This is a genomic window from Streptomyces sp. SID9727 (assembly GCF_010550605.1).
GTDB lineage: Bacteria > Actinomycetota > Actinomycetes > Streptomycetales > Streptomycetaceae > Streptomyces.
This window is the reverse complement of the sequence record NZ_JAAGNI010000295.1, coordinates 27587-49364: the sequence shown is the minus strand read 5'-3', so window position 1 is coordinate 49364 and position 21778 is coordinate 27587. Positions and strand designations below refer to the sequence as shown.

Genomic DNA, 21778 nt, shown 5'->3' with positions numbered 1-21778 from the left:
GCTAGGAAAGCAGCCCCCGGACCGGTGATCTATACGCCATATTGCTCACTGTGGTGCCCGGCCCGTGCCGGGCGGTCCGACGTAGGACTGTGCGATGTCCAGCCAGTGGCCGGCCTCCGCCCCGACCGCCGTCAGCGCGAGGTCGTCACGGTGTCTGCGCCGGGTGACGAGCAGGCAGAAGTCCTGGGCCGGGCCGGCGATCCGCTGCCCGGCCTCCGGCGGCCCGAAGGCCCACAGCTCCCCGGACGGGGCCGTCAGCTCGAAACGGAACGGTTCGGCCGGAGGCCGCAGACCCCGGGCCCGGTAGGCCAGGTCCCGGGTGCGGGTCCCGAGGAAGACGATGTGGCCGATCCGGTCGGTGAGCACGCGCGGACGCCCGAGGGCGTCGCGGATGTCCTGGCCGTGCGCGAACAGCTCCGTCAGCGCGACCGCGGCGAGCACACTGGCCGGCAGCGGCCCGGCGGGCCACGGCACCAGGTCACGGCGCTCCAGTGCGGACAGCCCCTTCTCGGCGGCAACCCGTTCCTCGGTCCAGCGACGCAGCAGACGGGGGGCCGGCTCCGCGACGTACTTGGCGAGCCCGGCGTCCATCCCGGACTGGAAGTCCTCCCGGACCTGCGCGGTCTCGGCAGCGAAGGCACCCTCGTCGCTCACCGCGAGCCGGACCAGACGGGCTACGTACGCCAGGTGAGCCACCTGGTGGCGGACCGTCCAGGAGGCGGCGGGGGTCTTCGCCGCCCATTCCCCGGGAGTCAGTCCTGACACGAGATCACCGAGTTCGGTGCCCTCCGCAGCCAGATCGGCGTACACGTCCTGCATCGCGGTCACGTGGCCCTTCCTTTCGAGGCGCCGGGGAACGCAGCGGGCGAACCGCGTCCATCATCCGGGCGCGGGCGGGCCGCCGCTTCTTCGCACGTGCTCTCCGCCTCCGCGCGAGCGGAGATCCGCAGATCAGCGCACCCGCCCCCGCGGCTTCAGCGCCACGTCCGGCAGCACCGGGGCCGGGATCGGGGGGCCGTCGTAGCCGTGTACGGTGCCGAACCGGTCGCCGCCCATCCAGTCCTCGCGGGCCCGCGCGATCTCGTCCTGGGTCCTGCCCACGAAGTTCCACCACATGATCAGCTCCTCCTCGAACGGCTCGCCGCCCAGGAGCATGAGGCCCGCGTCGGACTCCGCGCGGAGCGGGAGTTCGGTGCGGCCGCAGCCGAGGTAGAGCATGGAGCCGGGGAGGACCGGGACGCCGTCGACCTCGGCCTCGCCGGACATCGAGAGCACGGCGTACTCGAAGTCGGGGTCCAGGGGGAGCCGGGCCCGCGCGCCTCGGGTCAGGGAGAGGTCGGCGCCCACGATCGGGGTGTACGCGGTGCCGGGCGAGGTGGCGCCGTCGAGGTCGCCCAGGATCACCGTGGCCGTGAGGCCGGGTGCCGTGACCGCGGGCAGCTCGCTGTGGTGCTGGAAGTGGGGTTCGGTGAAGCGGTGCGCGTCCGGGAGCGCCACCCAGAGCTGGGCGCCGTGGAGCAGGGCGGCGTGCTGCTCGGGGCTCTCCTCGGAGTGGCTGATCGCGCGGCCGGAGGTCATGAGGCCGAGTTCGCGCGGGCGGATCGTCCGGAGGCTGCCGAGGCTGTCGCGGTGCAGGACCTCGCCCTCGTGCAGCCAGCTGACGGTCTGGAGGCCCATATGAGGGTGCGGGGGCACCTGCATCCCGGGTTCGTCGGCGATGTCGTCGGGGCCGTAGTGGTCCACGAAGGCCCAGGCACCGACCATCCGGCGCCCCAGGTTGGGCAGCAGCCTGCGGACCTCGGTGGACTCGCCGAGCCGTACCGTGCGCGGGGCCAGCAGTTCACGTACGGGCTCCGCGACGACGAAACCCCGGCCCCCGCAGACGGTGGGGACGGCCTGGCGATCGAGATTGCTCATGACGCTCAACCTATTCCGATGCGGGCGGGGGCGGGTGGCACCCACGCCGAACGATTAGTGGAATGTTAAACCACCTCTGGGTGTTGTGCGGATCGGACACCCGCCCGACCGAGGAGACGACATGAGCGACAGCTACTACGAGTTCGGTACCGCCGCCGAGCGCTGGGAGCGCGCGGGGTTCTTCTTCGACGCGAAGGAGTACGGGACCGCGGCACGCATCCTGGGCGGCCTCGTCGCGGAGGTCCCGGAGCAGGTCGCGCCCCGGCTGCTGCTGGCCCGCGCCTACTACCACTCGGCGAGCCTCGGACGGGCCGAGACGGAGCTGCGGGCGGTTCTGGAGCGCGACCCGGTGGAGCACTACGCCCGCCTGATGCTGGGCCGGACCCTGGAGCGCCAGGGGCGGCAGGCCGAGGCGGACACCCAGCTGCGGCTGGCCGCCGCCCTCTCCGGCGACCTCGGTCCGGCGTGAGCGCGTCCCGGCACCCGGCGTAAACCGGGTGCCGGGAACGGCAGCCGCGTGGTACTCCACAGGACCATGAACGACCTTGAGACGCCGCGCCTGCTCCTGCACCCCATCAGCCCCGCCGACGCCGAGCACGTCGCCGCGGGTTCACCGCCGGCCGGGGCGCGCTGGGCTCCCGGCTACCCCTCCCCCGGCGAGCGGGGTGCCGCCTCGCGCTTCCTCACGACCTGCGCGGACACCGGCGACCCCACCCCGTTCTGCTCGTACGAGATACGGCTCCGGGCCGACGGTGTGGTCATCGGCGGCATCGGCTTCCACGGCGCGCCGGACGATCGGGGCAGCGTCACGATCGGGTACGGGCTCGTGGAGTCGGCGCGCGGCCGGGGTTACGCCTCCGAGGCGCTGCGGGCAATGCTCCTGTTCGCCCGCGAACAGGGCGTCTCCCGGGTGCGCGGGGACGCAGACACCGGCAACATCCCCTCGCAGCGCGTCATGACGGCCGCCGGGATGCGCCTCGTGGACGAGGACGCCTCGCTCAGGTACTACCTGGCCGAGTGGGCGGCGTAGGGCGGGCGGGGCCCGCCGGGTGGCCACCCGGCGGGCCCCGCCCGTAGCCGCGCGTACGGCGGCCCTCAGCTCACGGCGGCGGCCGTCCGGTTCGTCCGGCCGTCCGCGAGCGCGTCGCCCCTCGGGACCAGCAGCCGTTCGGTGAGGTGGCCGAAGAGCAGTCCGAACGCGGTCCACAGGGTGGCCTGCACCGCGAGCGTGGCCAGCCGGAACTGCCACAGCAGCGTGGCCGGGAAGTCCTTGCCGACCTCGTTGAACGAGGGCAGGAACACGTAGGCGAGGGCGATCAGCAGGACGTAACCGGCCGCCGCCGCGACCGTCGCGTTCCAGTTGCCCAGACGGGGTGCCAGCCGCCTGCCGACGATGACGGCGGCGACCGCGAGCAGCACGCTGAGGGCGACCATCAGGAAGAACAGCGCGGTGCGTCTGCCGATGGTGTCGGGGTTGCCGACGGCCGGCGGGTTGGCCGGGTACTTCAGGAACGGCACGACGTACACACTGAGCAGCGCGGCGCCCGAGATCAGCGCGGCCGTGGCCCTGGGGCCGAACCGGCCCGCCCGGCCCAGCGCGTAGCAGAAGACGAGCGCGGCGATGCCGCCGGCCGCGACGCCGAAGACGAGCACACCGGTGGCCAGGCCGGCGGTGGACTGCACGCTCCTGCTGACGAGTTCCTCGCCGGCGCCGTGGTGGTGGCCGTGGGCGCTGTGCGCGGCCTCTTCGAGGGCGATGGCCGCGTCGACCCTGGACTCGCCGAGGAAGTAGGCGACGAGCAGCGCGAGCGCGCCCGCGGCCAGTCCGGCCAGCATGCCACGGATCAACAGGGCTCTGACGGATATGGAGTTCATGTGGGATTCCCCTGGATCAGCCGGCAGGGCGGTCAGTGGCAGGGGAAGCCGAGCAGGTGACGGCCGTCGTGCACCCACTCGTGGACGCCTTCGCCCGAGATGAGGGCCGTGGCACCCTGTTCGGCGCCGACGAAGTAGAGCAGGACCAGCATGAGGATGCCGAAGAAGACCGCCCAAGGGGCGATGGCCTTCAGGGAGATGGGGGTGATGGCGGATGCGCCGGTTGCGGGGGCAGCACTCTGTGCCATGGCAGAACCTCCTGTGGGAACACGCGTCCCGTTCGTGGTGCCTGAGACGAAGGTGCTGGGTCTGACTTCCCGCGTGCGCGGGTACACAGTGGCGCGACCGTGCCGGATTCTCACCGGACTTCCGTCACACCCTCGTCATGTCGCCGCGACCATACCGCCTGGGCACCGGCTCCGCCATGCCCCCTGCACGCGGCCTGCGGGTCCGGATGCCATGGTGTGCTGGGCCGTGGGGCCCCTGGTCCGGGAGTTGAGGGCGGGTATGACGGTTCGGGTGATGTTGATCTCACCGGCGATGAACGCGGCGTTGCGTGAAACCCGGTTCGCCGGTGGCGCCGCACTCGACGCGTCGGGGGTGCGTACGGCTCGGCTGGCCGCACCCCATGTCCCGGACGCGGACCGGGCGGTGCACGGCCCGTCCGAGCGGTGCGCCCGTACCGCGGAGGCACTGGGGTTGCACTCCACGGCTGAACCCGCTTTGGAAGACTGGGAGTTGGGCCGCTGGTCGGGTGCCCGGCTGGACGAGGTGAGTGCGCGCGAGCCGGAAGGGGTGGCCGCCTGGCTGGCCGACCCCTCGGCCGCCCCGCACGGCGGCGAGTCGTTGCACGGCCTGTGCGCGCGAGCGGGGGCCTGGCTCGACTCGGTGAGCGGTGCCGGCCGCGTGCTGGCCGTCGCCGAGCCCTCCCTGGTACGCGCGGCCGTGGTCCACGCGCTCGCGCTGCCGCCTCTGGCGTTCTGGCGCCTCGACGTCGCCCCGCTCACGCTGACGGAGCTGAGCGGCCGCTCGGGGCGCTGGAACCTGCGCGTCGGACGGCCGCTCGTAGCGGAACCGGCCGGTCGGCCGATCTGAGAGGGCCCCTCGGGGCGTACGAAGGGCTCCGACCGCCACATACCCTTGTCGTGGAAGCTTCTTGTAGCGTCCGGGGGGACCGCACTGGGGAGGGACGGGGTGCACGTGGAGACAGGAGAAGCGGGCACGGGGCAGGTGCTGCTCATGGGTGTCGAGCAGTTCCCCACCACAACGGACCCGCGCGACGAGCCCGCAGCGGGCCGCACCGACTGGCCTCGGCTCAGCTTCGTCCCGGATTTGCTGTCCCGACTCGGCCTCGCCTACAAGCGCGTCGGGTACGACGTGCTGTCGGTCGCCGAACCGGACAGAAGGGCCGTGACACTCCACAGCGACGACGCCGTCACGTCCGGCACAACGCGGATCGTGCACACCATGTCGCACGGCGCTACCGCGGCAGATCTCCACCGCTCGCCGGCCGCGGCCGGTCAGGAGCACATCCACATGGTTCCCACGTGCGGGACGCTCGGCACCGGCACCGATGTGAGCCAGTGGGTGAGAACCGCACACCAGCAGCGGGAACCCACCCTGTTCGTCGTCGACCTGTGCCGTGCCGGTCGTGCGGCGCGCCTGTCCGAACTGACCCGGGTCCCCGACGGTGAGCTGAACGCATGGGTGATCGCGGCGACGAGTCCCGATCTCCCCGCCTACGACGGTCGCTTCAGCGAGGCTGTGGCGGACGTCCTCGAACGGATCGCCGACCACGGTCTCGACACCTCTCCCTCGATTCGCTTCGTCCGCTGGGACCGGGTCACCCGAGCGATTCAGAGCAGTCTGAACGCACTCGGCAGCAGGCAGGTGATCCACACCACGCGGGTGGACGTCTCGCAGGAACTGCCCGAGCTCCCCTTCTTCCCGAACCCGCGCTGGCGCCCCGACGTCCGGCTGGAAAGGCTGAACGACGTCACGCCTCCGGTCCGGGCCTTCGTGGCAGACCTCGATGCCGAACACTTCATGAGCCGGGTGGGCGATCATTTCGTGGGACGTCAGTCCCAACTGGAATGGCTGGCGGCCTGGCTGGACGACGATCGGGCCGGCGGACTGCGCGTGGTCACCGGCGCGCCCGGCTCGGGGAAGTCGGCCCTTCTGGGCGCTCTCGTCTGCTCGGGACATCTGACCGTCATAGACGCCGCTCCCGACATTCGCGCATACCTGAGCGCGCAGAACCCGGAAGGAGTGTGTTCCCCCAACCCGTTTCTGGCCGCGGTCCACTCCCGTGGCCGCGACATCGACTCGATCCTGGCCTCGATCGCTCTTCAGTGGAAGCTGCCGATCGAGCCGGAGCGACAGTGGACCGTGGCCGACCTGATCTCCGAGACCAGCGCACTCCCCGCCGTACCCGCCCTCGTCTTCGACGCCCTGGACGAGGCGGAGGACCCCGACGGCCTCATGAGGTCACTGCTGATGCCGCTGGCCAGGGCGGTGCGCGCGGACGGCCGGTCATCGGTGCGGCTGCTGGTCGGCACGCGCCGATGGAGAGCGGGCCCCTTGCTGACCCTGGCCGATCGGGACAGCGGTCTCCTGGACCTGGATGACGTCCCGGTCCAGGAGATCCGCAGTGACCTGCGGAATCACGTACTGCGCCGGCTCTCCTCCCTGCCCCAGTACGGCGCTCCCGAGCAACGGCCCATCCGCACGGCACTGGCCGAGACGGTGGCCGCGACACTCACCGACGAGGCGGACCGCATGCACGAGTGGGGGCCGTTCCTCGTGGCGCGCGTCTTCGGCCACGTCCTGGCCGGCGAGCCGGCGCCCGGCAGCGTGGATGCCGCGGTCGCCCGTGGCCGCACGGTTCCCAGGAGCCTGCCGGGCGTCCTCGAACTCGACATCGGCAACCGGCCGGACAGCGCGGACCTCCGTGCGGTACTGGCCGCGGTCGCCTTCGCCAAGGGCGACGGCTTCCCGATCGAGGCGGTAGCGGCCGTCGCGCCCGAGTTCGCTCCCGAACCAGCGGCGGCACCGGGCAGTGGGCTGCGGGGGGCGACTGGCCGGAGACTGCTGCAGCACGTCCGCGGGCTGCTCGACGCGGGCTCCTTCTATCTGCGTACGGGCGTCGAAACCGATGGCTCGGTCCTGTACCGCCTCTTCCACCAAGGGCTGTCCGACTACCTCCAGGACCGCCCGTACCCACTCGACAGCGAGGCCGCATGAGAATCCTGGGTATCCACGGCATCGGCAACCTCCGTGTGAACGAGGACCCCGTGGCCGTGGCCGGCCATATGTCGGCCCTCTGGGGGAAGCATCTGACCACCGGCGGCACGCGGGACGCCGATGTACGTGTCGCCTACTACGCGGACCTGCTCCAGGACAGTGGCCACCAGGGCGAGGACGGCCGCCTGGAAGAGCTCTCGGGTCCCGAGGAGACGATTCTGGCGGACATGTTCGCGCTGCTGGAACCGTCCGCGGCCCAGGCGGGTGTCGCCCAGGGCTGGCTCACCTACCTGCTGCGCTCCCAGCTCCAGGACATCGTCGCGTCCAAAGCGTGCTCCCCCGGCCTCATGGAATGGTTCGTGGTCCGGTTCGCCAAGGAAGTGCACCACTACCTGCAGCCCGGCCCGGCCCGGATGGCCGTCCTGGAGCGCGTGCGTGCCGCGCTCACCGCGCACCGGCCCGATGTGGTGATCGCGCACTCGCTGGGCAGCGTCGTCGCCTACGAGGCCCTCCATGACTGCGGAGCCCTGGAAGTGCCGCTCCTCATCACGCTGGGCTCGCCGCTGGCTCTGCCTAAGGCGGTCTTCCACCGGCTGACCCCCAGCCCCGAGCGCGGCCGCGGCCGGAGGCCGCAGGCGCTGCGGCGCTGGGTCAACCTCGCGGATCCCGGCGACCTCGTCGCACTGCCGGTCCGTGGCATCTCCGCCGTGTTCGACGGAGTGGACAGCGACCGGCACTGCTCCGTTCACCGGACGTATCGCTTCCATCATGTGGAGGAGTACCTGAAGACGCCGGAGGTGGCCGAGCTGCTGGCCGCTCCATGGGCAGAGGGAGCGCGACAGGCGTGAACATGCCGCCCGGCGACTTCGACGACGACGGGAGCGCTGCCCCTCGCACACGAGTGGCGCAGCGTGTCTTCGACCTGCTGACCGCCGAGGTGGCGGAGGGAGACGTCCTCCGCTGGGAGCGGGCCTCGCCGTACCTTCTGCGCCACAGCGCCGAACACGCGGCTGAGGCCGGTCGTCTGGATCTGCTGCTGGAGGACTGGGAGTTCCTCGTCCACGGTGATGCGCGGAGCATCCTCGCCTCGTCGCCGGCCGGGTGGCAGGACCACACGTCTCTCACCATCTACCGCACGTCATTGCCTCACCACGCCACGGCACGGGCCGCGCAACGGCGCCACATCCTGGCAGTGGACGCCGTGCGCCATCAACAGCCCGGCATCAGCCGCGCTCTCTACGTCCCACCGGGCGAACAGAGCCCGGCCTGGCAGTGTGCGTGGTCCACCGCTGCCAATATCTCGCCGGCGCTACGGGCTTCGTTCACCGGACACAGCCGGGCCCTGCACCAACTCGCCCTCGCGGAGGTCGACGGCGAGACCTTCGCCGTCACGGCGGGTGCGGACGAGACGGTCCGGCTCTTCCATGCCGGCACCGGTGCCCTGCGCCATGCCTGGAAGGGTCACGGCGGGGGCGTCACCTCGCTGGCCTCGCACGCGCGTGGCAGTGGCGCCTTCATCGTCACCGGGGACGCCGGCGGGTGGCTGCGTGTGTGGGACGCGCGGACCGGCCGGGCCGCTTGGGCCGTCGCGGCCCACGACGGCCCCGTGACCGGACTGAAGACGCTTGTCCATGACGGACATCTGTCTGCTGTGAGCGTCGGCCACGACGGAGCACTCCGTGTCACGGACTTCGAACGGGGGCGCTCCCGGGTGCTTGTCACCGCCGCGTCCGGGACTCTGCGCGGGCTGCTCGCCCTCGCCGGGTCTCCGGATGAGCCCGTCGCACTCACCGCCGTGTCCGCCACGGGCGAGGAGCCCGCACGGGTGGTCGCCGTCGGGATCGAGGCAGGGCTCATCCTCTACACCCTCCAGTGCACCGCGGAAGTGACGGGTCTTCAGTGCGGCGAGTCCGACGGGACCCCCATCGCGGTGGCGGTCTTCGCCGACGGAACCGGACGCCTCTGGGACGCCCCAACCGGCCGCTCCCCGCTGACGTTCAGCCGACGAGGGCGTCCTGGCGACCTGGACGTGCTGCATCTGACGGCCGAGAACGACGTGGCCCCCTGCATGGCGGTCACCGGTGGAGCCGACGGCACGATCCGGGTCTGGGACCTCTACACGGGCGAGCGCCTGCAGCAGTTGGAGGGCCACCACAAGGCCGTTCTGGCCCTCGACTCCGTCCACGTCCCGTACGCGGCGCAGGAGGGCACCGATCCCGAGCTCGACGAGCGGCAGATGGATCGGAGTGTTTTCCGCCAGCATGTCCGATCAGTCACGCAACGGCGCAACAGCCGCCTCACCCCGGCCAGTCTCATCATCCTGTCGGCCTCGGCGGACGACACCGTCCGAAGCTGGCACGCCGAGAGCGGCGGAGAACTGCACACGTACACAGGCCACACAGGCCCCGTCCGCCGCGTCGTCGCATTCGACCTTCCGACGGCCTCCGACCGGTGGAAGGCGGTCAGCTGCGGCGACGACGCGACGGGACGTGTCTGGGACCTCTCCGACCGGACCGAGCACGTCGCGGGAGCCATCCACCCGGGGCGCATCGAAGCACTGGCATCGGACACCTCCCGGGGCCGTCCCCTGGTGGTCACCGCCTGCGGCGACAACCGGCTGCGAGTCCTGGACAGCCGCACCGGCAGCCTCCTCAGCGCACGCATGGCCGGGGACAGTCCCGTGTACGCGGTAGCGCTGGGGGCGACCCGCGAAGGTCCCGTGATCGCTTCCGTCGACTCGGGAAAGGGCATCGTCGTCCGGCTGGCCGAAACCGGGGCCCTTCTCTGGAGCCATCAGCCGGACAGCCCCGTCGTCGCCCTTTCGGCAGGAGGGTCACGCAGACGCCCGGTGTTGGCGGCCCTCGACGCCCGGGGTTCGCTACACCTGTGGGACCTCGGCTCGGGCCGCCCCCGCGGCGGTCCTCTGAGCCGGTACGAGGGGGTGTCGTCCGTGGCGCTGGGCCGAATCCGCGACGCGCCCGTGATCGTCACCGGCCGCGCCGACGGCGAGATCGTCCTGTGGAACCTGGTGTCGGGTGCCGTCCGACGCGTGCTGAGCCCGGCAGGCGAAGCACCGTACGTCGCCGCCGTGCGCATGGTCGCGGGCCCCTCCGGTCCGCGTGTGGCCTCTCAGCACCTCCGTACCGGCCATCACGGCGTGCGCGTCATCGATGCCGAGACCGGCCGCCTGCTCAGCACCGTGCGTCTCGGCGCTCCCGTCGAAGGCGGGGCCGCCCCGGTACTCGGGCTCGGGAGCACACCTGACGGAGCCGTGGTCGCGGTCGGCGGTCCGGACAACGGGGTACGCGTCTGGGACGCGGACACCGGCGTGGGCAACACCGAACTGTGGCTGCCCGACACGGTCCAGGCACTCTCGTTCGACCACCACATACTGACCGTGGCCTACGGCCGTGAGCTGGCGGCCTTCACCGCCGCCGCTCATCCTCCTCCGCCTCCACCCGTCGAGGACGACGTGCACCCGCACTCCGCGCAGCGGAAGGCTTCCGCCGTCGCTCCCAGCCGTCGTCGCAGCCGCGTTCCGCTCCACACGACCCTTCTGGCGCTCCTCCTGGAATGGGAGGGTCACGACGGCCCGAAACTGGCGGGGCTCCTTTGCCGGCACGTGCCGCGGCGAGCCGTGAAGGCAGCGATCCGTTCCTTGATCCAGGAAGGGCTCATCCGCCCGGCGCACGCCGGCTCCCTCGGCTACGCACTCGAACCGAAGGGCCGGGCCCTGGTCGCTCCCGCGCCGTCCGCGAGGAACGACACGGCGCGTCCCCTGCCTCTGCAGAGGCTGCGCGGCATTCACGGCGCTCCGTGCGTCGCCTGCGGCCACCGCAGGTTCCACCTGCCGACGGGAAGCCAGGTGCACTGACCCGCCGTCGCCCCGGCGGCTCCTACCCGCGGTACGTCTCCAGCAGCCGCAGCCACACCTCGCTGATCGTCGGGTACGACGGGACCACGTGCCACAACCGGTCGACGGGGATCTCGCCCGCGACCGCCATCGTCGCCGAGTGGAGCAGTTCGCCGATGCCGGGACCGACGAACGTGACGCCCAGCAGGACTTCGCGGTCGAGGTCCACCACCATGCGGGCGCGGCCCCGGTAGCCGTCCGCGTACAGGCCCGACCCGGCCACGGAGGCGAGGTCGTAGTCGACGGCGCGGACGCGGTGGCCGGCCTGTTCCGCCTCGGCCAGGGAGAGGCCCACCGAAGCGGCCTCCGGGTCGGTGAAGACGACCTGGGGGACGGCCGCGTGGTCGGCGGTCGCCGCGTGGGCGCCCCAGCGGGCGGTGTCCAGCGGCTTGCCCTGCGCGCGGGCCCCGATCGCGTCACCCGTGACGCGTGCCTGGTACTTGCCCTGGTGGGTCAGGAGCGCCCGGTGGTTGACGTCGCCGGCCGCGTAGAGCCAGTCCGTGCCCTCGACCCGGCAGGTGTCGTCGACGGTGAGCCAGGAGCCGGGTTCCAGGCCGACCGTCTCCAGGCCCAGGTCGTCGGTGCGCGGGGCGCGGCCGGTGGCGAAGAGGACCTCGTCGGCCTCGACGCTCTCGCCGTTGTCGAGTTCCACGGTGACCGGTCCTTCGCCGGCCGCGCGCCGTACGGCGGTGGCCGAGACGCCGGTACGGATGTCCGCGCCGGCCTCGGTGAGCGCCTCGGCGACCAGCTCACCGGCGAACGGCTCCATCCGGGGCAGGAGCCCCTCGCCGCGTACGAGCATGGTGACCTTCGCGCCGAGCGCGTTCCACACGGTGGCCATCTCGACGCCGACGACTCCCCCGCCGACCACGACGAGCCGGCCGGGGACCGCCTTGGCGCTCGTCGCCTCGCGGCTGGTCCAGGGGCGGGCGTCCTCGATGCCGGGCAGGCCGGGGACCACGGCCTTGCTGCCCGTGCAGACCGCGACGGCGTGCCGGGCGGTGAGCCGGTGCTCCGTGCCGTCGGGCGCGGTGACGGTGACCTGTCGGGGACCGGTCAGCCGGCCGTGGCCGCGGAAGACGTCGGCGCCGATGCCGTCGAGCCAGGCGGCCTGGCCGTCGTCCTTCCAGTGCGAGGCGTACTCGTCGCGGTGGGCGAGGACGGCGGCGGCGTCCAGCGGTCCCTGGACGGCGCCGCTCAGGCCGGGGACGCGGCGGGCGTCGGCGCGGGCGACGACGGGGCGCAGAAGCGCCTTGCTCGGCATGCACGCCCAGTAGGAGCACTCACCGCCGATCAGCTCCGCCTCGACCACCGCGGTGGTCAGCCCGGCGGCCCGGGCCCGGTCCGCCACGTTCTCACCCACCGGACCCGCTCCGATGACCACGACGTCGTACTCGACAGGCTGCGCTCCATGTGTCATGCGGCCCATTCTGGCGGGGGGTGTGGACGTCGGCCACATGGGCAGGCACGGAATAGCACGAGAACGGGCACCGTTGACCCGGACACGTCTCATACGGGCACAGGAAGAGGGAGCAACGCATGAGCACCGTAGAGCTCACCAAGGAAAACTTCGACCAGGTCGTCAGCGACAACGAGTTCGTCCTGATCGACTTCTGGGCTTCCTGGTGCGGCCCGTGCCGGCAGTTCGCCCCGGTGTACGACGCGGCGTCCGAGCGCCACACGGACCTGGTCTTCGCGAAGGTCGACACGGAGGCGCAGCAGGAGCTGGCGGCGGCCTTCGAGATCCGGTCGATCCCCACGCTGATGATCGTCCGGGACAACGTGGCGGTCTTCGCGCAGCCCGGCGCACTGCCGGAGGCGGCCCTGGAGGACGTCATCGGCCAGGCCAGGAAGCTGGACATGGACGAGGTGCGCAAGGCCGTGGAGGCCGAGCAGCAGAAGGGCAAGGCGGAGGGACAGCAGCCGTAGCACCGCCCCTCCCCCCGCAGGGCGGGCTCAGGCCTCCGCGGCGCGCTCCGCGACCCGGGCCGAGAGCCCGTACGCGAGCTCCGACCCGTCGACGAGGAGGCCCTCGACGGCCTTGGTCCTCGGGTCGATGTCCGCCACCATGCCGTCCCCGGCGTACCGGGGATAGCCGGTCTCGCCCGTCTCACCCGTGGCGGTGACCACGGCCGACCGGATGGCGGCGCCCGGTCCCCCGCCGTCGGAGCCCGTGGACGCCGCGCCCCGGACGCTGGCCCCCGTCGCACCCTCTCCGGTCGCGGGGGCCTTGTCGTCGGCGAACTCGGGGACGATGAGGATTTCGTAGCTCTGCGGATCGCTCATGGTCATGACGCTAGGGCCTGTCCGGCGGATCTTCGTGGATCAGCACGCGGCGTCTGGTGCGTGCTGATCCACGAAGATCCGCCGGACAGGCCCTGGGCACGGGCGGTGCGCCGCGCACGTCGTCGGGCCGGCTCAGCTGGATTCCCGTCGTACGGTGCGGGCGCGCAGCAGGTCGTGCCGCTCGGGCGGGGTCCTCGGGTGGCGTACCAGCCGGTCCACCAGGTCGGCCAGCGGCTGGGCGGTCGCCAGCTCCATCCGTACGCTGCTGAGCCTCGGCCGCAGCAGCCGCCCGAGCATCGAGTCGTCCGCGCCCACCACGGCGGCCTCGGCGGGTATCCCGATGCCGGCGTCCTGGAGTGCCCGCATCAGGAGCATGGCGTAGGTGTCGTCGTACGCGAAGACGGCGTCCAGGCCGAGCGCGGGCCAGCGGGCGGCCAGGGACGCGGCCGACTCCTCCTCGTAGCGCAGCGGCAGCACCTCGACGTGGGCGCCGCCGTTCAGCGCGGCCTCCCGGGCGCCGGCCAGGCGCGGGGCGGCGAAGAGCGCGGTGGCGGGGTCCTCGGGCATCACCACGCCGATGCGGCGCCTGCCGCGTTCCAGCAGATGGCGCACCGCGCAGCCGCCGACCTCCCGCTGATCCATGATCAGGGCGTGGGCGCCCTCCACCGGGTGGGGGCCCAGGGTGATGACCGCCTTGGCTCCGGAGCGCCGGAGCACGGCGGTGCCACGCGGGGCGAGCGGGACGGAGCCCGGCACGATGACGGCGGCGGGGCGCAGTTCCGCCCAGGCCCGGGCCGCGTCGTCGGCGGCGAGGCCGAGCGAGCCGTACTGGACGACCGTGTAGTCCAGGCGCCGGAGCCCCGCCTCCAGGTCGCGCAGGAAGCGCAGGTGCAGGGGTCCGGTCGGCACGTTGCCGGTGGGCAGCAGCACCATGCGCGAGTGGCCGGCGCGCAGGGTGCGGGCGGCGGCGTGGGGCACGTAGCCGAGTTCGTCGGCTGCCTCCCGTACCCGGCGGCGGGTCTGATCGCTGATCCGCACCTGCGCGTTGTTGTTGAGGACGTAGGACACGGTGGCCCGGGAGACGCCGGCGAGCCGCGCCACGTCGGCGCTGGTCGGGACGGGGCCTTCGGCGGGCTGATCGGGTAACTGACTCATGGCTCCGGGCAGTCTTCCAGACCGTTGTGACGCACCGGCGCGCAGGCTGTACGGGCGGACCGCCTAGGGTGTTGCGATGACGATCCAGCACCGCAGCGACAGTTACGACGATCCGGGCGTCTTCCCCGGCCGGACCGGTTCCGCGGCGACCGCCGAGGCCGATCCACGCGATGTGGGCCCGGTCCGCACCTCGTACGCCCCCGACCGGGACGGCGCCCCCGACCCCGGCGAGATCGTCTGGACCTGGGTGCCGTTCGAGGAGAACGACGGACGCGGGAAGGACCGGCCGGTCCTGGTCGTGGCGCGGGAGGCGGCGGGCACGCTGCTGGCCGTGCAGCTGTCCAGCAAGCAGCACGACATGGACCGGGAGTGGGTGGCGCTGGGCGCGGGCCCCTGGGACAGCTCGGGGCGTCAGTCCTGGGTGGATCTGGACCGGGTGCTGCGGGTGCACGAGGACGGGATGCGGCGCGAGGCGTGCGCCCTGGACCGGGCCAGGTTCGACCTGGTCGCCGGGCGGCTGAGGGAGCGCTACGGCTGGACGTGAGGGCGTCCTGGCGTGCCCCTCGCCCGCCCCGTCCGGCATACGCGGCCCTCACCCTCGGCTTCAGGGTGAGGGTCGCACCCGGTCGGCGAACACACGATCGAACGCCACCCGGGTGGGCGAGTCGTCGTCGCGGCCGAGGATGCCGAAGACGACCTGCTCGAAGTGGCCCGCGAAGCGGCCCCCTCCGGTGAGCAGCGCGCGGAAGGCGCCCGCCACCTGCGCCGGGTCGTTGCGGAACACGCCGCAGCCCCAGGCGCCCAGGACCAGCCTGCGGTAGCCGCACACCGTCGCGACTTCCAGTACCCGTTCGGCCCGGGCGGCGAGCGCGGCCGGAACGCGAGGGGCGTCCTCCGGGGTGCGGGCGCGGACGACCCCGGCGTTGGGGGCCGGGGAAGTGAGGAATCCGGCCGTGTACGGGGCGTCGAGCAACCGGCCCCGGTCGTCGCGGAAGACCGGCACACCGGGTGAGTGGATGACCCGGTCGGTGTAGAACGCGCTGCGATCGGAGCGGTGGTGGGCGTAGAAGCCGGGCGCCCGCAGCAGCGTGGCGTACAGCGCGGAGCCCCGGCACAGAGCCTCTTCCTGGGCCTGGGCGCCGTTGAGATACCCGCCGCCGGGGTTGCGGGCGGAGGCGTAGTTCAGGACGGCGACCTCGCCGGGCCGTTCGCGGGCCATCCGGGCGGCGGCCTGGAGGCTGCTCTCGCCGGTGACCTCGATGACCGGGGTCCGGTCCCGGCCGGGGGCCGCCGGCACCGGCTCGGGGCCGTACAGCCGCGTACCCGCGAGGGCGGCCGCCACGTCCTTCCCGATGCTGATCTCGCGCCCGTTGCCGGCGCGGTAGGAACCCGCCCGGACGATGGCCTCGGTTTCGCGCGCGATCCCGCGCAGCCGGGCGCTCATCGACCCTCCCCCTTATGGTGCATACGGGGCATGATCGGCGTTCTCCACCCGGACACGCAAGCGAATATCCGGCGGAGAAGGCGCTCTTGTGCGATGCCTCAGCAGCGGTTTGGGTAGGACGGACGCACCGGAACAAGGAGGCCCGGCATGTCATCCGAGACACCCGGCGGCCATGGTCCGCCACCTGGTCAGGCCCCGCCCCTCGGTGAGGGCGAGGCGGAGGATTTACTGCGCGGCATCTGTTTCAAGACGGGACCGCCGCGCACGGTGGGGGTCGAGCTGGAATGGCTCCTGCACGACCGTGACCAACCGCGTCGCACCGTCCCGCGCCACCTGCTGGAGGCGGCCGCGACGGCCGTCCGGGCGCTGCCCTTGAGCGCGGCGCTCACCTTCGAACCCGGCGGCCAGCTGGAACTCAGCTCGCGCCCCGCCCCTTCCCTGATGGCGTGTGTCGAGGACACCGCCGCCGATCTCACCGCCGTACGCGCCGCCCTCGGCGGACTGGGCCTGGCTCCGGCGGGCCTGGGGGTCGATCCCTGGCAGACACCGCGCCGCGTCCTGCGCGAGCCCCGGTACGAGGCCATGGAGACGGCCTTCGACCGGTGGGGCCCGGCCGGCCGCGCCATGATGTGCACCACCGCCTCGGTCCAGGTCTGCCTGGACTCCGGGGAGGAGGAACCCGGTCCGCTCGGCTACGCGCGGCGCTGGCAGCTCGCCCATCTGCTGGGCGCCGTCCTCGTGGCGGCCTTCGCCAACTCGCCGTTCCGGGAGGGCGCGCCGACGCCGTGGCGGTCCGCCCGCCAGGCGCTGTGGGCCGGCCTGGACCCGAAGCGGACGCTGGCCCCGGACGGGCTGCTGCCGCCCCGGGACGCCTGGGCCGCGCACGTCCTGGACACATCCGTGCTGTGCGTACGGGGCGAGGGGCCGTGGCACGTGCCGGACGGGCTCACCTTCCGCGACTGGATCCGGTCCGGGGCGACCGGGCGCCGCCCGGACCGGAGCGACCTCGACTACCACGTCACCACGCTGTTCCCACCGGCCCGGCCGCGCGGTCACCTGGAGCTGCGCATGATCGACGCGCAGTCCGGCGACGACGGCTGGATCGTGCCCCTCGCGGTCACGACCGCCCTGTTCGACGACCCGGAGGCCGCGGAGACGGTGTACCGGACCGTGAAGCCGCTCGCCGAGACGGCCGGTGCGGGTGCCGCTCCGCGCAATCCGCTGTGGACCGCGGCCGCCCGCGACGGCCTGGCCGACCCGGAGCTGCGCCAGGCGGCGGACACCTGCTTCCGGCTCGCCCTGGAGGCGCTGCCCCGGCTGGGCGCGAGCGTCGCGGTGCGGGACGCGGTCGCCGGCTTCCACGACCGCTTCGTCGCCCGGGGCAGATGCCCGGCCGACGACCTGCGGGACCTGCTCACCACGGGCGGGGCGCGCCGCCCGGCCCATCCGAAGGGGACCCTGTCATGACCGAATCCCCCGCGCCCCCGCACGCCGGGGACGCCGAGGCGCTGCGCGGGCACGCGCTGGCCGCGCTGCTCACCGCCCGCAGGCGCACCGCGCTCCTCACCGACAGCGTCGACGACCGCGAACTGACCGCCCAGCACTCGCCGCTGATGTCGCCGCTGGTCTGGGACCTGGCGCACATCGGCAACCAGGAGGAGCTGTGGCTGCTGCGCGGTGTGGCCGGACGGGAGGCGATGCGCCCGGAGATCGACGGGCTGTACGACGCCTTCGAGCATCCGCGCGCCACCCGGCCCTCGTTGCCGCTGCTGGCGCCCGAGGAGGCGCGCTCGTACGCCTCCGAGGTGCGCGGCAGGGCACTGGACGTACTGGAGTCCGCCCCGCTCGGTGACGGGCCCGCGCTGGTCAGGTCCGGTTTCGCCTTCGGGATGATCGCGCAGCACGAGCAGCAGCACGACGAGACGATGCTGATCACCCATCAGCTGCGGTCCGGGCCGGCCGCCCTGACGGCCCCGGAGCCGCCACGCCCGGCGATCGGCGCCCCGGCGCTGCCCGCGGAGGTCCTGGTGCCCGGCGGCCCGTTCACCATGGGAACGTCGGCCGAGCCGTGGGCGCTGGACAACGAACGCCCCGCGCACCGGCGGGACGTCCCCGGGTTCGTCATCGACACGGCTCCGGTCACGTGCGGCGCGTACCGGGCGTTCATCGAGGACGGCGGTTACGGCGAGCGGCGCTGGTGGACGCCCGAGGGCTGGGCCATGGTCCGGGAGCACGAGCTGGGCGCCCCGCTGTTCTGGCGCCGGGAGGGCGGGCAGTGGCTGCGGCGGCGCTTCGGGGTGACCGAGCCGGTGCCCGACGACGAGCCGGTGGTCCACGTCAGCTGGTACGAGGCCGACGCGTACGCGCGCTGGGCGGGCCGCAGGCTGCCGACCGAGGCGGAGTGGGAGAAGGCGGCGCGCCACGATCCCGTCTCGGGGCGCTCGCGCCGCTATCCGTGGGGCGACGAGGACCCGACGCCGGAGCGGGCCAATCTGGGACAGCGCCATCTGCGGCCCGCGCCCGCCGGGGCGTACCCGGCCGGGCGGGCTCCGTGCGGGGCGGGCCAGCTGATCGGTGACGTGTGGGAGTGGACGGCGAGCGACTTCCTGCCGTACCCGGGGTTCGCGCCGTTCCCGTACCGCGAGTACTCGGAGGTGTTCTTCGGTCCGGAGCACAAGGTGCTGCGGGGTGGCTCGTTCGCCGTGGACGCGGTGGCCTGCCGGGGCACGTTCCGCAACTGGGACCTGCCGGTCCGGCGGCAGATCTTCGCCGGGTTCCGTACCGCGAGGGACCTCTGATGTGCCGGCACATCGCCTACCTGGGGCCCCCGGTCGCCCTGGGCGAGGTGCTGTCGCGCCCGGCGCACTCCCTGGTGCGGCAGTCCTGGGAGCCCCGCCGCCAGCGCCACGGCACGGTCAACGCCGACGGTTTCGGGGTCGGCTGGTACGCGGAGGGCGACCCGGTCCCGGGCCGCTACCGGCGCCAGGGCCCCGTCTGGGGCGACCAGACCTTCGCCGACCTGGTCCGGGTGGTCCGCAGCCATGCCCTGCTCGCCGCGGTCCGGGACGCGACCGGCGCCGATCCGGACGGCGAGGCGGCCGCGGCTCCGTTCGCGTCGGACCAGGTGCTGTTCAGCCACAACGGCGCGGTGCTGGGCTGGCCCCGCTCGATGGCGTCCGTGGCGGCCACCCTGCCCCCGGCCGAGCTGCTGCGGCTCGCGGCGCGCAGCGACTCCGCCCTGGTGTGGGCCCTGGTGCGGCACCGGCTCGCGACGGGCGACCCGCTCGCGCAGGCCGTGGCGGACACGGTGCCCGAGGTGGCGGAGGCGGCGCCGGGCTCCCGGCTCAATCTGCTGCTCACCGACGGCCGCACCATCGTGGCGACCGCCTGGGGCGACACCCTGTGGCATCTCACCGAGCCCGGCCTGCGCACGGTCGTCGCCTCGGAGCCGTACGACGACGACCCCCGCTGGCACGAGGTACCCGACCGCACCCTGCTGACCGCGACCGCCGGCGACGTCCTGCTGACCCCGCTGAAGGAGCCCCGCACGTGAGTCCCTTCCTGCTGACCCGCACCCTGCCCGAGGACGCGACGGACGCGGCGCTGCGCGCCGATGTCCTGCACGGCCTGTCCCGGCGCCCGAAGACACTGCCGCCCAAGTGGTTCTACGACGCCCGGGGCAGCGAACTGTTCGAGGAGATCACCCGTCTGCCCGAGTACTACCCGACGCGCGCCGAGCGGGAGATCCTGATCGACCGGGCGGGCGAGATCGCCGCGGCCTCCGGCGCCCGCACCCTGGTCGAGCTGGGCTCCGGCTCGTCGGAGAAGACCCGGTACCTGCTGGACGCGCTGACGGATCTGCACAGTTACGTGCCGGTCGACGTCAGTGAGAGCGCGCTGCGCGGCGCGGCGGACGTCCTGCTGAAGGAGCGGCCGCGGCTGTCCGTGCACGCGCTGATCGCCGACTTCACCGCCGGGCTGTCGTTGCCGGACACACCCGGACCGCGGCTGGTGGCGTTCCTGGGCGGCACCCTCGGCAACCTCCTGCCGGGTGAGAGGTCGGTGTTCCTGAAGTCGGTACGCGCTCTGCTGGCGCCCGGGGACACGCTGCTGCTCGGCACGGATCTCGTGAAGGACGAGAAGGTGCTGGTCGCGGCGTACGAAGACGCGGCGGGGGTGACGGCGGCGTTCAACCGCAACGTGCTGTCGGTCGTCGACCGGGAGCTGGGCGCGGACTTCGCACCGGAGGATTTCGCGCACGTGGCGCGGTGGAATCCTCAGGAGGAGTGGATCGAGATGCGACTGCGGGCCCGCCGGTCCCTGACGGTGAAGATTCCGGAACTGGATCTGGTGGTGCCCTTCGAGGCGGGTGAGGAGTTGCGCACCGAGGTGTCCGCGAAGTTCCGCGAGGACGGGGTGCGCGGTGAGCTGGCCGGGGCGGGGCTCCGCCTGGCGCACTGGTGGACCGACGGCGAGGGCAGGTTCGCACTGTCCCTGTCCACGGTGGACTGACGGGTACGGGTACGGGGCCGGCGGTTGTCCGGCCCCGTACCCGCCCGGAGGTCAGCTGCCGGCGAGCACCGCGGTGATCTTCTCGGAGGCGGTCTTCGCCTCGGTCGCCGGGTCGCCGCCCTGGAGGACCGCCGTCATGTACGACTTGATCGGGTTGTCGGCCTCGACCGCGGCCCACTGCGGGGAGTTGGGTGTGGCGTGACCCTGCGCCGCGCCCTCGGCCATCGCGGCGGTGCTCTCCTCGCCCTCGATGACATGGGCGAGGGAGGGCTTGTTGGGCACGTAGCTCATCGTCTTGGCCAGGTCCTCCTGCCACTTGGCCCCGGCCAGCGCCTTGATGACCTCGTAGGCGGCGGCGCGCTGGTCGGACTTCCGCGGCACGATCAGGTCGGAGCCGCCGGTGAACACGGAACCGGGTGCCTTGGCGGACTTGCCGGGAATCGGGAAGTAGCCCAGCTTTCCCTTGAGTTCCGGGTTCTTCTTCTCGATCAGGGTGGCCGTGCTGGGGGTGGAGATGATCTGGGCGACATTCCCCTCGGCGAACACATCGGCCTGCGGGGGCTTTTCCTCGTCGGCGTCCTTGGGTCCGTCGCCCAGCGCCTGGAGTTGAGAATAGAACCGCATGCCCTTGAGCGCGGCGGGCGTGTCGAGAGTGCCCTCCCAGTCGCCTTCGTCGTTACTGGCGAGTTGCCCGCCCTCGTCCCAGATGAACCCGGCGAGGACGTACCAGTTCTGGCCCGGCAGGTACATGCCCTGGATTCCGTCGCGGTTCAGTTTCTGGGTGTCGGTGATCCACTGCGCGCGCGTCTTCGGCGGGTTCTTGATGCCCGCGTCCTCGAAGATGTCCCTGTTGTAGATCACCACGCGGTTGGCCGCGTACCAGGGGATGCCGTACTGGACGCCGCCGATGCTCCCCGGCTCGGCGAGGCCGGGCAGCCAGTCCTCCCGGCCCAGGTCACGCATGGATTCGAGGGTGAGGTCGCGCAGGTTGCCGCTGTCGGCGTACTGGGCGACCTGGGTGTTGCCGACCTCGATGACGTCGGGGGTGTCCTTGCCCGCGAGCGCCTCCAGGACCTTCGGGCCGATGCCGCCCCATTCCTGAATCTTGAACTCCAGTTCGACCGAGGAGTGCTCGTCCTCGTACGACTTCTTGAAACGGTCCAGGAAGTCGGCGGTGACGCTGTCCTTCATCAGCCAGATCGTGACCTTCTCGTCACCGGAGCCGCCAGTTCCGGGGATCACGCCGCAGCCACCCAGCGCAGCAGTGGAAATAAGGGCGACAGCTCCGACGAGCATGCGGTTTTTCACGGTTCACCTTCTGCGGAACGGCAGGACGAAATTTGCGGACCCGGTGTGGGGGACTGCGGGCTGCGCTCGCACGGGCGTGGCTGGATTTTGGTATGGACCAATACTTTGGTCAAGCGCCGTTCCGG

General features: G+C 72.5%; 21 protein-coding genes. 12 read left to right on the top strand and 9 right to left on the bottom strand.

All coding sequences use genetic code 11. The features are described 5' to 3' along the window. Window positions 1-45: 45 nt before the first annotated feature. Both G3I41_RS19235 and G3I41_RS19230 read right to left on the bottom strand, forming a co-directional pair. The gene (locus G3I41_RS19235; protein ID WP_164401527.1) at window positions 46-819 is read right to left on the bottom strand and encodes a TIGR03084 family metal-binding protein; all 774 of its coding nucleotides are present in this window, start codon (window positions 817-819) and stop codon (window positions 46-48) included. A gap of 132 nt (window positions 820-951) precedes the next feature. Further along, window positions 952-1917: a pirin family protein gene (locus G3I41_RS19230; RefSeq protein WP_164401459.1), complete on the bottom strand. Its 966-nt coding sequence runs from the start codon at window positions 1915-1917 to the stop codon at window positions 952-954. A 121-nt stretch (window positions 1918-2038) separates the two neighbouring features. Between G3I41_RS19230 and G3I41_RS19225 the strand changes: the two genes are divergently transcribed. Continuing rightward, window positions 2039-2386, top strand: a complete 348-nt coding sequence (locus G3I41_RS19225) for a tetratricopeptide repeat protein (RefSeq protein ID WP_164401457.1) — start codon at window positions 2039-2041, stop codon at window positions 2384-2386. A 66-nt stretch (window positions 2387-2452) separates the two neighbouring features. Further along, complete coding sequence (locus G3I41_RS19220) at window positions 2453-2947, top strand: GNAT family N-acetyltransferase (RefSeq protein WP_164401455.1); 495 nt, start codon at window positions 2453-2455, stop codon at window positions 2945-2947. 65 nt (window positions 2948-3012) lie between these two features. On the opposite strand, the gene G3I41_RS19215 is transcribed toward G3I41_RS19220, so the two are convergent. Both G3I41_RS19215 and G3I41_RS19210 read right to left on the bottom strand, forming a co-directional pair. Then, window positions 3013-3792, bottom strand: a complete 780-nt coding sequence (locus G3I41_RS19215; protein ID WP_164401453.1) for a CbtA family protein — start codon at window positions 3790-3792, stop codon at window positions 3013-3015. Between the two features lie 32 nt (window positions 3793-3824). Beyond that, complete coding sequence (locus G3I41_RS19210) at window positions 3825-4040, bottom strand: CbtB-domain containing protein (RefSeq protein ID WP_164401452.1); 216 nt, start codon at window positions 4038-4040, stop codon at window positions 3825-3827. A 259-nt stretch (window positions 4041-4299) separates the two neighbouring features. Between G3I41_RS19210 and G3I41_RS19205 the strand changes: the two genes are divergently transcribed. The 4 genes from G3I41_RS19205 to G3I41_RS19190 all read left to right on the top strand — a co-directional run bounded on the left by G3I41_RS19205 (window position 4300) and on the right by G3I41_RS19190 (window position 10909). Next, window positions 4300-4887, top strand: a complete 588-nt coding sequence (locus G3I41_RS19205; protein ID WP_164401451.1) for a histidine phosphatase family protein — start codon at window positions 4300-4302, stop codon at window positions 4885-4887. A 105-nt stretch (window positions 4888-4992) separates the two neighbouring features. Next, the gene (locus G3I41_RS19200; protein ID WP_164401450.1) at window positions 4993-7035 is read left to right on the top strand and encodes an ATP-binding protein; all 2043 of its coding nucleotides are present in this window, start codon (window positions 4993-4995) and stop codon (window positions 7033-7035) included. After that, complete coding sequence (locus tag G3I41_RS19195; protein WP_164401449.1) at window positions 7032-7883, top strand: serine peptidase; 852 nt, start codon at window positions 7032-7034, stop codon at window positions 7881-7883. Before G3I41_RS19200 ends, G3I41_RS19195 begins: the two co-directional genes overlap by 4 nt. 2 nt (window positions 7884-7885) lie before the next feature. After that, window positions 7886-10909, top strand: coding sequence for a WD40 repeat domain-containing protein (locus G3I41_RS19190; RefSeq protein WP_343242174.1), 3024 nt, complete (start codon window positions 7886-7888; stop codon window positions 10907-10909). Window positions 10910-10931: 22 nt separating this feature from the next. Here G3I41_RS19190 and G3I41_RS19185 read toward each other — a convergent pair whose 3' ends face one another. Continuing rightward, a complete protein-coding gene (locus G3I41_RS19185) occupies window positions 10932-12368 on the bottom strand; it encodes an NAD(P)/FAD-dependent oxidoreductase (protein WP_239081711.1) in 1437 nt (478 codons plus the stop codon). Window positions 12369-12487: 119 nt separating this feature from the next. Between G3I41_RS19185 and trxA the strand changes: the two genes are divergently transcribed. Then, window positions 12488-12877, top strand: a complete 390-nt coding sequence (gene trxA, locus G3I41_RS19180) for a thioredoxin (protein ID WP_164401447.1) — start codon at window positions 12488-12490, stop codon at window positions 12875-12877. 27 nt (window positions 12878-12904) lie between these two features. Here the strand turns inward: trxA and G3I41_RS19175 are convergent, their stop codons facing one another. Continuing rightward, window positions 12905-13240, bottom strand: a complete 336-nt coding sequence (locus G3I41_RS19175; protein WP_164401446.1) for a hypothetical protein — start codon at window positions 13238-13240, stop codon at window positions 12905-12907. A 126-nt stretch (window positions 13241-13366) separates the two neighbouring features. Then, window positions 13367-14389, bottom strand: a complete 1023-nt coding sequence (locus G3I41_RS19170; RefSeq protein ID WP_164401445.1) for a LacI family DNA-binding transcriptional regulator — start codon at window positions 14387-14389, stop codon at window positions 13367-13369. A 76-nt stretch (window positions 14390-14465) separates the two neighbouring features. Between G3I41_RS19170 and G3I41_RS19165 the strand changes: the two genes are divergently transcribed. After that, complete coding sequence (locus tag G3I41_RS19165; protein WP_164401444.1) at window positions 14466-14933, top strand: type II toxin-antitoxin system PemK/MazF family toxin; 468 nt, start codon at window positions 14466-14468, stop codon at window positions 14931-14933. Window positions 14934-14993: 60 nt separating this feature from the next. Here G3I41_RS19165 and G3I41_RS19160 read toward each other — a convergent pair whose 3' ends face one another. Then, window positions 14994-15833 carry a TIGR02452 family protein gene (locus tag G3I41_RS19160; RefSeq protein ID WP_164401443.1) on the bottom strand — a complete coding sequence of 280 codons (840 nt, stop codon included), beginning with the start codon at window positions 15831-15833 and terminating at the stop codon, window positions 14994-14996. A gap of 147 nt (window positions 15834-15980) precedes the next feature. Between G3I41_RS19160 and egtA the strand changes: the two genes are divergently transcribed. From egtA to egtD, 4 genes are read left to right on the top strand one after another with little or no spacing between them, the layout of a single operon-like run. Continuing rightward, on the top strand, window positions 15981-17300 hold the full coding sequence (gene egtA, locus G3I41_RS19155) for an ergothioneine biosynthesis glutamate--cysteine ligase EgtA (protein WP_164401442.1): 1320 nt from the start codon (window positions 15981-15983) through the stop codon (window positions 17298-17300). Then, entirely contained in the window at window positions 17297-18631 is a 1335-nt protein-coding gene (egtB, locus tag G3I41_RS19150) for an ergothioneine biosynthesis protein EgtB (RefSeq protein WP_164401441.1), read from the top strand. The genes egtA and egtB overlap by 4 nt, the downstream gene beginning before the upstream one ends. Continuing rightward, on the top strand, window positions 18631-19386 hold the full coding sequence (gene egtC, locus G3I41_RS19145; protein ID WP_164401440.1) for an ergothioneine biosynthesis protein EgtC: 756 nt from the start codon (window positions 18631-18633) through the stop codon (window positions 19384-19386). Before egtB ends, egtC begins: the two co-directional genes overlap by 1 nt. Continuing rightward, complete coding sequence (egtD, locus tag G3I41_RS19140) at window positions 19383-20345, top strand: L-histidine N(alpha)-methyltransferase (RefSeq protein WP_164401439.1); 963 nt, start codon at window positions 19383-19385, stop codon at window positions 20343-20345. Before egtC ends, egtD begins: the two co-directional genes overlap by 4 nt. A 51-nt stretch (window positions 20346-20396) precedes the next feature. On the opposite strand, the gene G3I41_RS19135 is transcribed toward egtD, so the two are convergent. Then, window positions 20397-21653 carry an extracellular solute-binding protein gene (locus tag G3I41_RS19135; protein ID WP_164401438.1) on the bottom strand — a complete coding sequence of 419 codons (1257 nt, stop codon included), beginning with the start codon at window positions 21651-21653 and terminating at the stop codon, window positions 20397-20399. Between the last annotated feature and the right edge of the window lie 125 nt (window positions 21654-21778).

Coding starts and splice junctions, on each gene's coding strand:
- G3I41_RS19235 (WP_164401527.1), bottom strand. CDS start 819: ATGCAGGACGTGTACGCCGATCTGGCTGCGGAGGGCACCGAACTCGGT.
- G3I41_RS19230 (WP_164401459.1), bottom strand. CDS start 1,917: ATGAGCAATCTCGATCGCCAGGCCGTCCCCACCGTCTGCGGGGGCCGG.
- G3I41_RS19225 (WP_164401457.1), top strand. CDS start 2,039: ATGAGCGACAGCTACTACGAGTTCGGTACCGCCGCCGAGCGCTGGGAG.
- G3I41_RS19220 (WP_164401455.1), top strand. CDS start 2,453: ATGAACGACCTTGAGACGCCGCGCCTGCTCCTGCACCCCATCAGCCCC.
- G3I41_RS19215 (WP_164401453.1), bottom strand. CDS start 3,792: ATGAACTCCATATCCGTCAGAGCCCTGTTGATCCGTGGCATGCTGGCC.
- G3I41_RS19210 (WP_164401452.1), bottom strand. CDS start 4,040: ATGGCACAGAGTGCTGCCCCCGCAACCGGCGCATCCGCCATCACCCCC.
- G3I41_RS19205 (WP_164401451.1), top strand. CDS start 4,300: ATGACGGTTCGGGTGATGTTGATCTCACCGGCGATGAACGCGGCGTTG.
- G3I41_RS19195 (WP_164401449.1), top strand. CDS start 7,032: ATGAGAATCCTGGGTATCCACGGCATCGGCAACCTCCGTGTGAACGAG.
- G3I41_RS19190 (WP_343242174.1), top strand. CDS start 7,886: ATGCCGCCCGGCGACTTCGACGACGACGGGAGCGCTGCCCCTCGCACA.
- G3I41_RS19185 (WP_239081711.1), bottom strand. CDS start 12,368: ATGACACATGGAGCGCAGCCTGTCGAGTACGACGTCGTGGTCATCGGA.
- trxA (WP_164401447.1), top strand. CDS start 12,488: ATGAGCACCGTAGAGCTCACCAAGGAAAACTTCGACCAGGTCGTCAGC.
- G3I41_RS19175 (WP_164401446.1), bottom strand. CDS start 13,240: ATGACCATGAGCGATCCGCAGAGCTACGAAATCCTCATCGTCCCCGAG.
- G3I41_RS19170 (WP_164401445.1), bottom strand. CDS start 14,389: ATGAGTCAGTTACCCGATCAGCCCGCCGAAGGCCCCGTCCCGACCAGC.
- G3I41_RS19165 (WP_164401444.1), top strand. CDS start 14,466: ATGACGATCCAGCACCGCAGCGACAGTTACGACGATCCGGGCGTCTTC.
- G3I41_RS19160 (WP_164401443.1), bottom strand. CDS start 15,833: ATGAGCGCCCGGCTGCGCGGGATCGCGCGCGAAACCGAGGCCATCGTC.
- egtA (WP_164401442.1), top strand. CDS start 15,981: ATGTCATCCGAGACACCCGGCGGCCATGGTCCGCCACCTGGTCAGGCC.
- egtB (WP_164401441.1), top strand. CDS start 17,297: ATGACCGAATCCCCCGCGCCCCCGCACGCCGGGGACGCCGAGGCGCTG.
- egtC (WP_164401440.1), top strand. CDS start 18,631: ATGTGCCGGCACATCGCCTACCTGGGGCCCCCGGTCGCCCTGGGCGAG.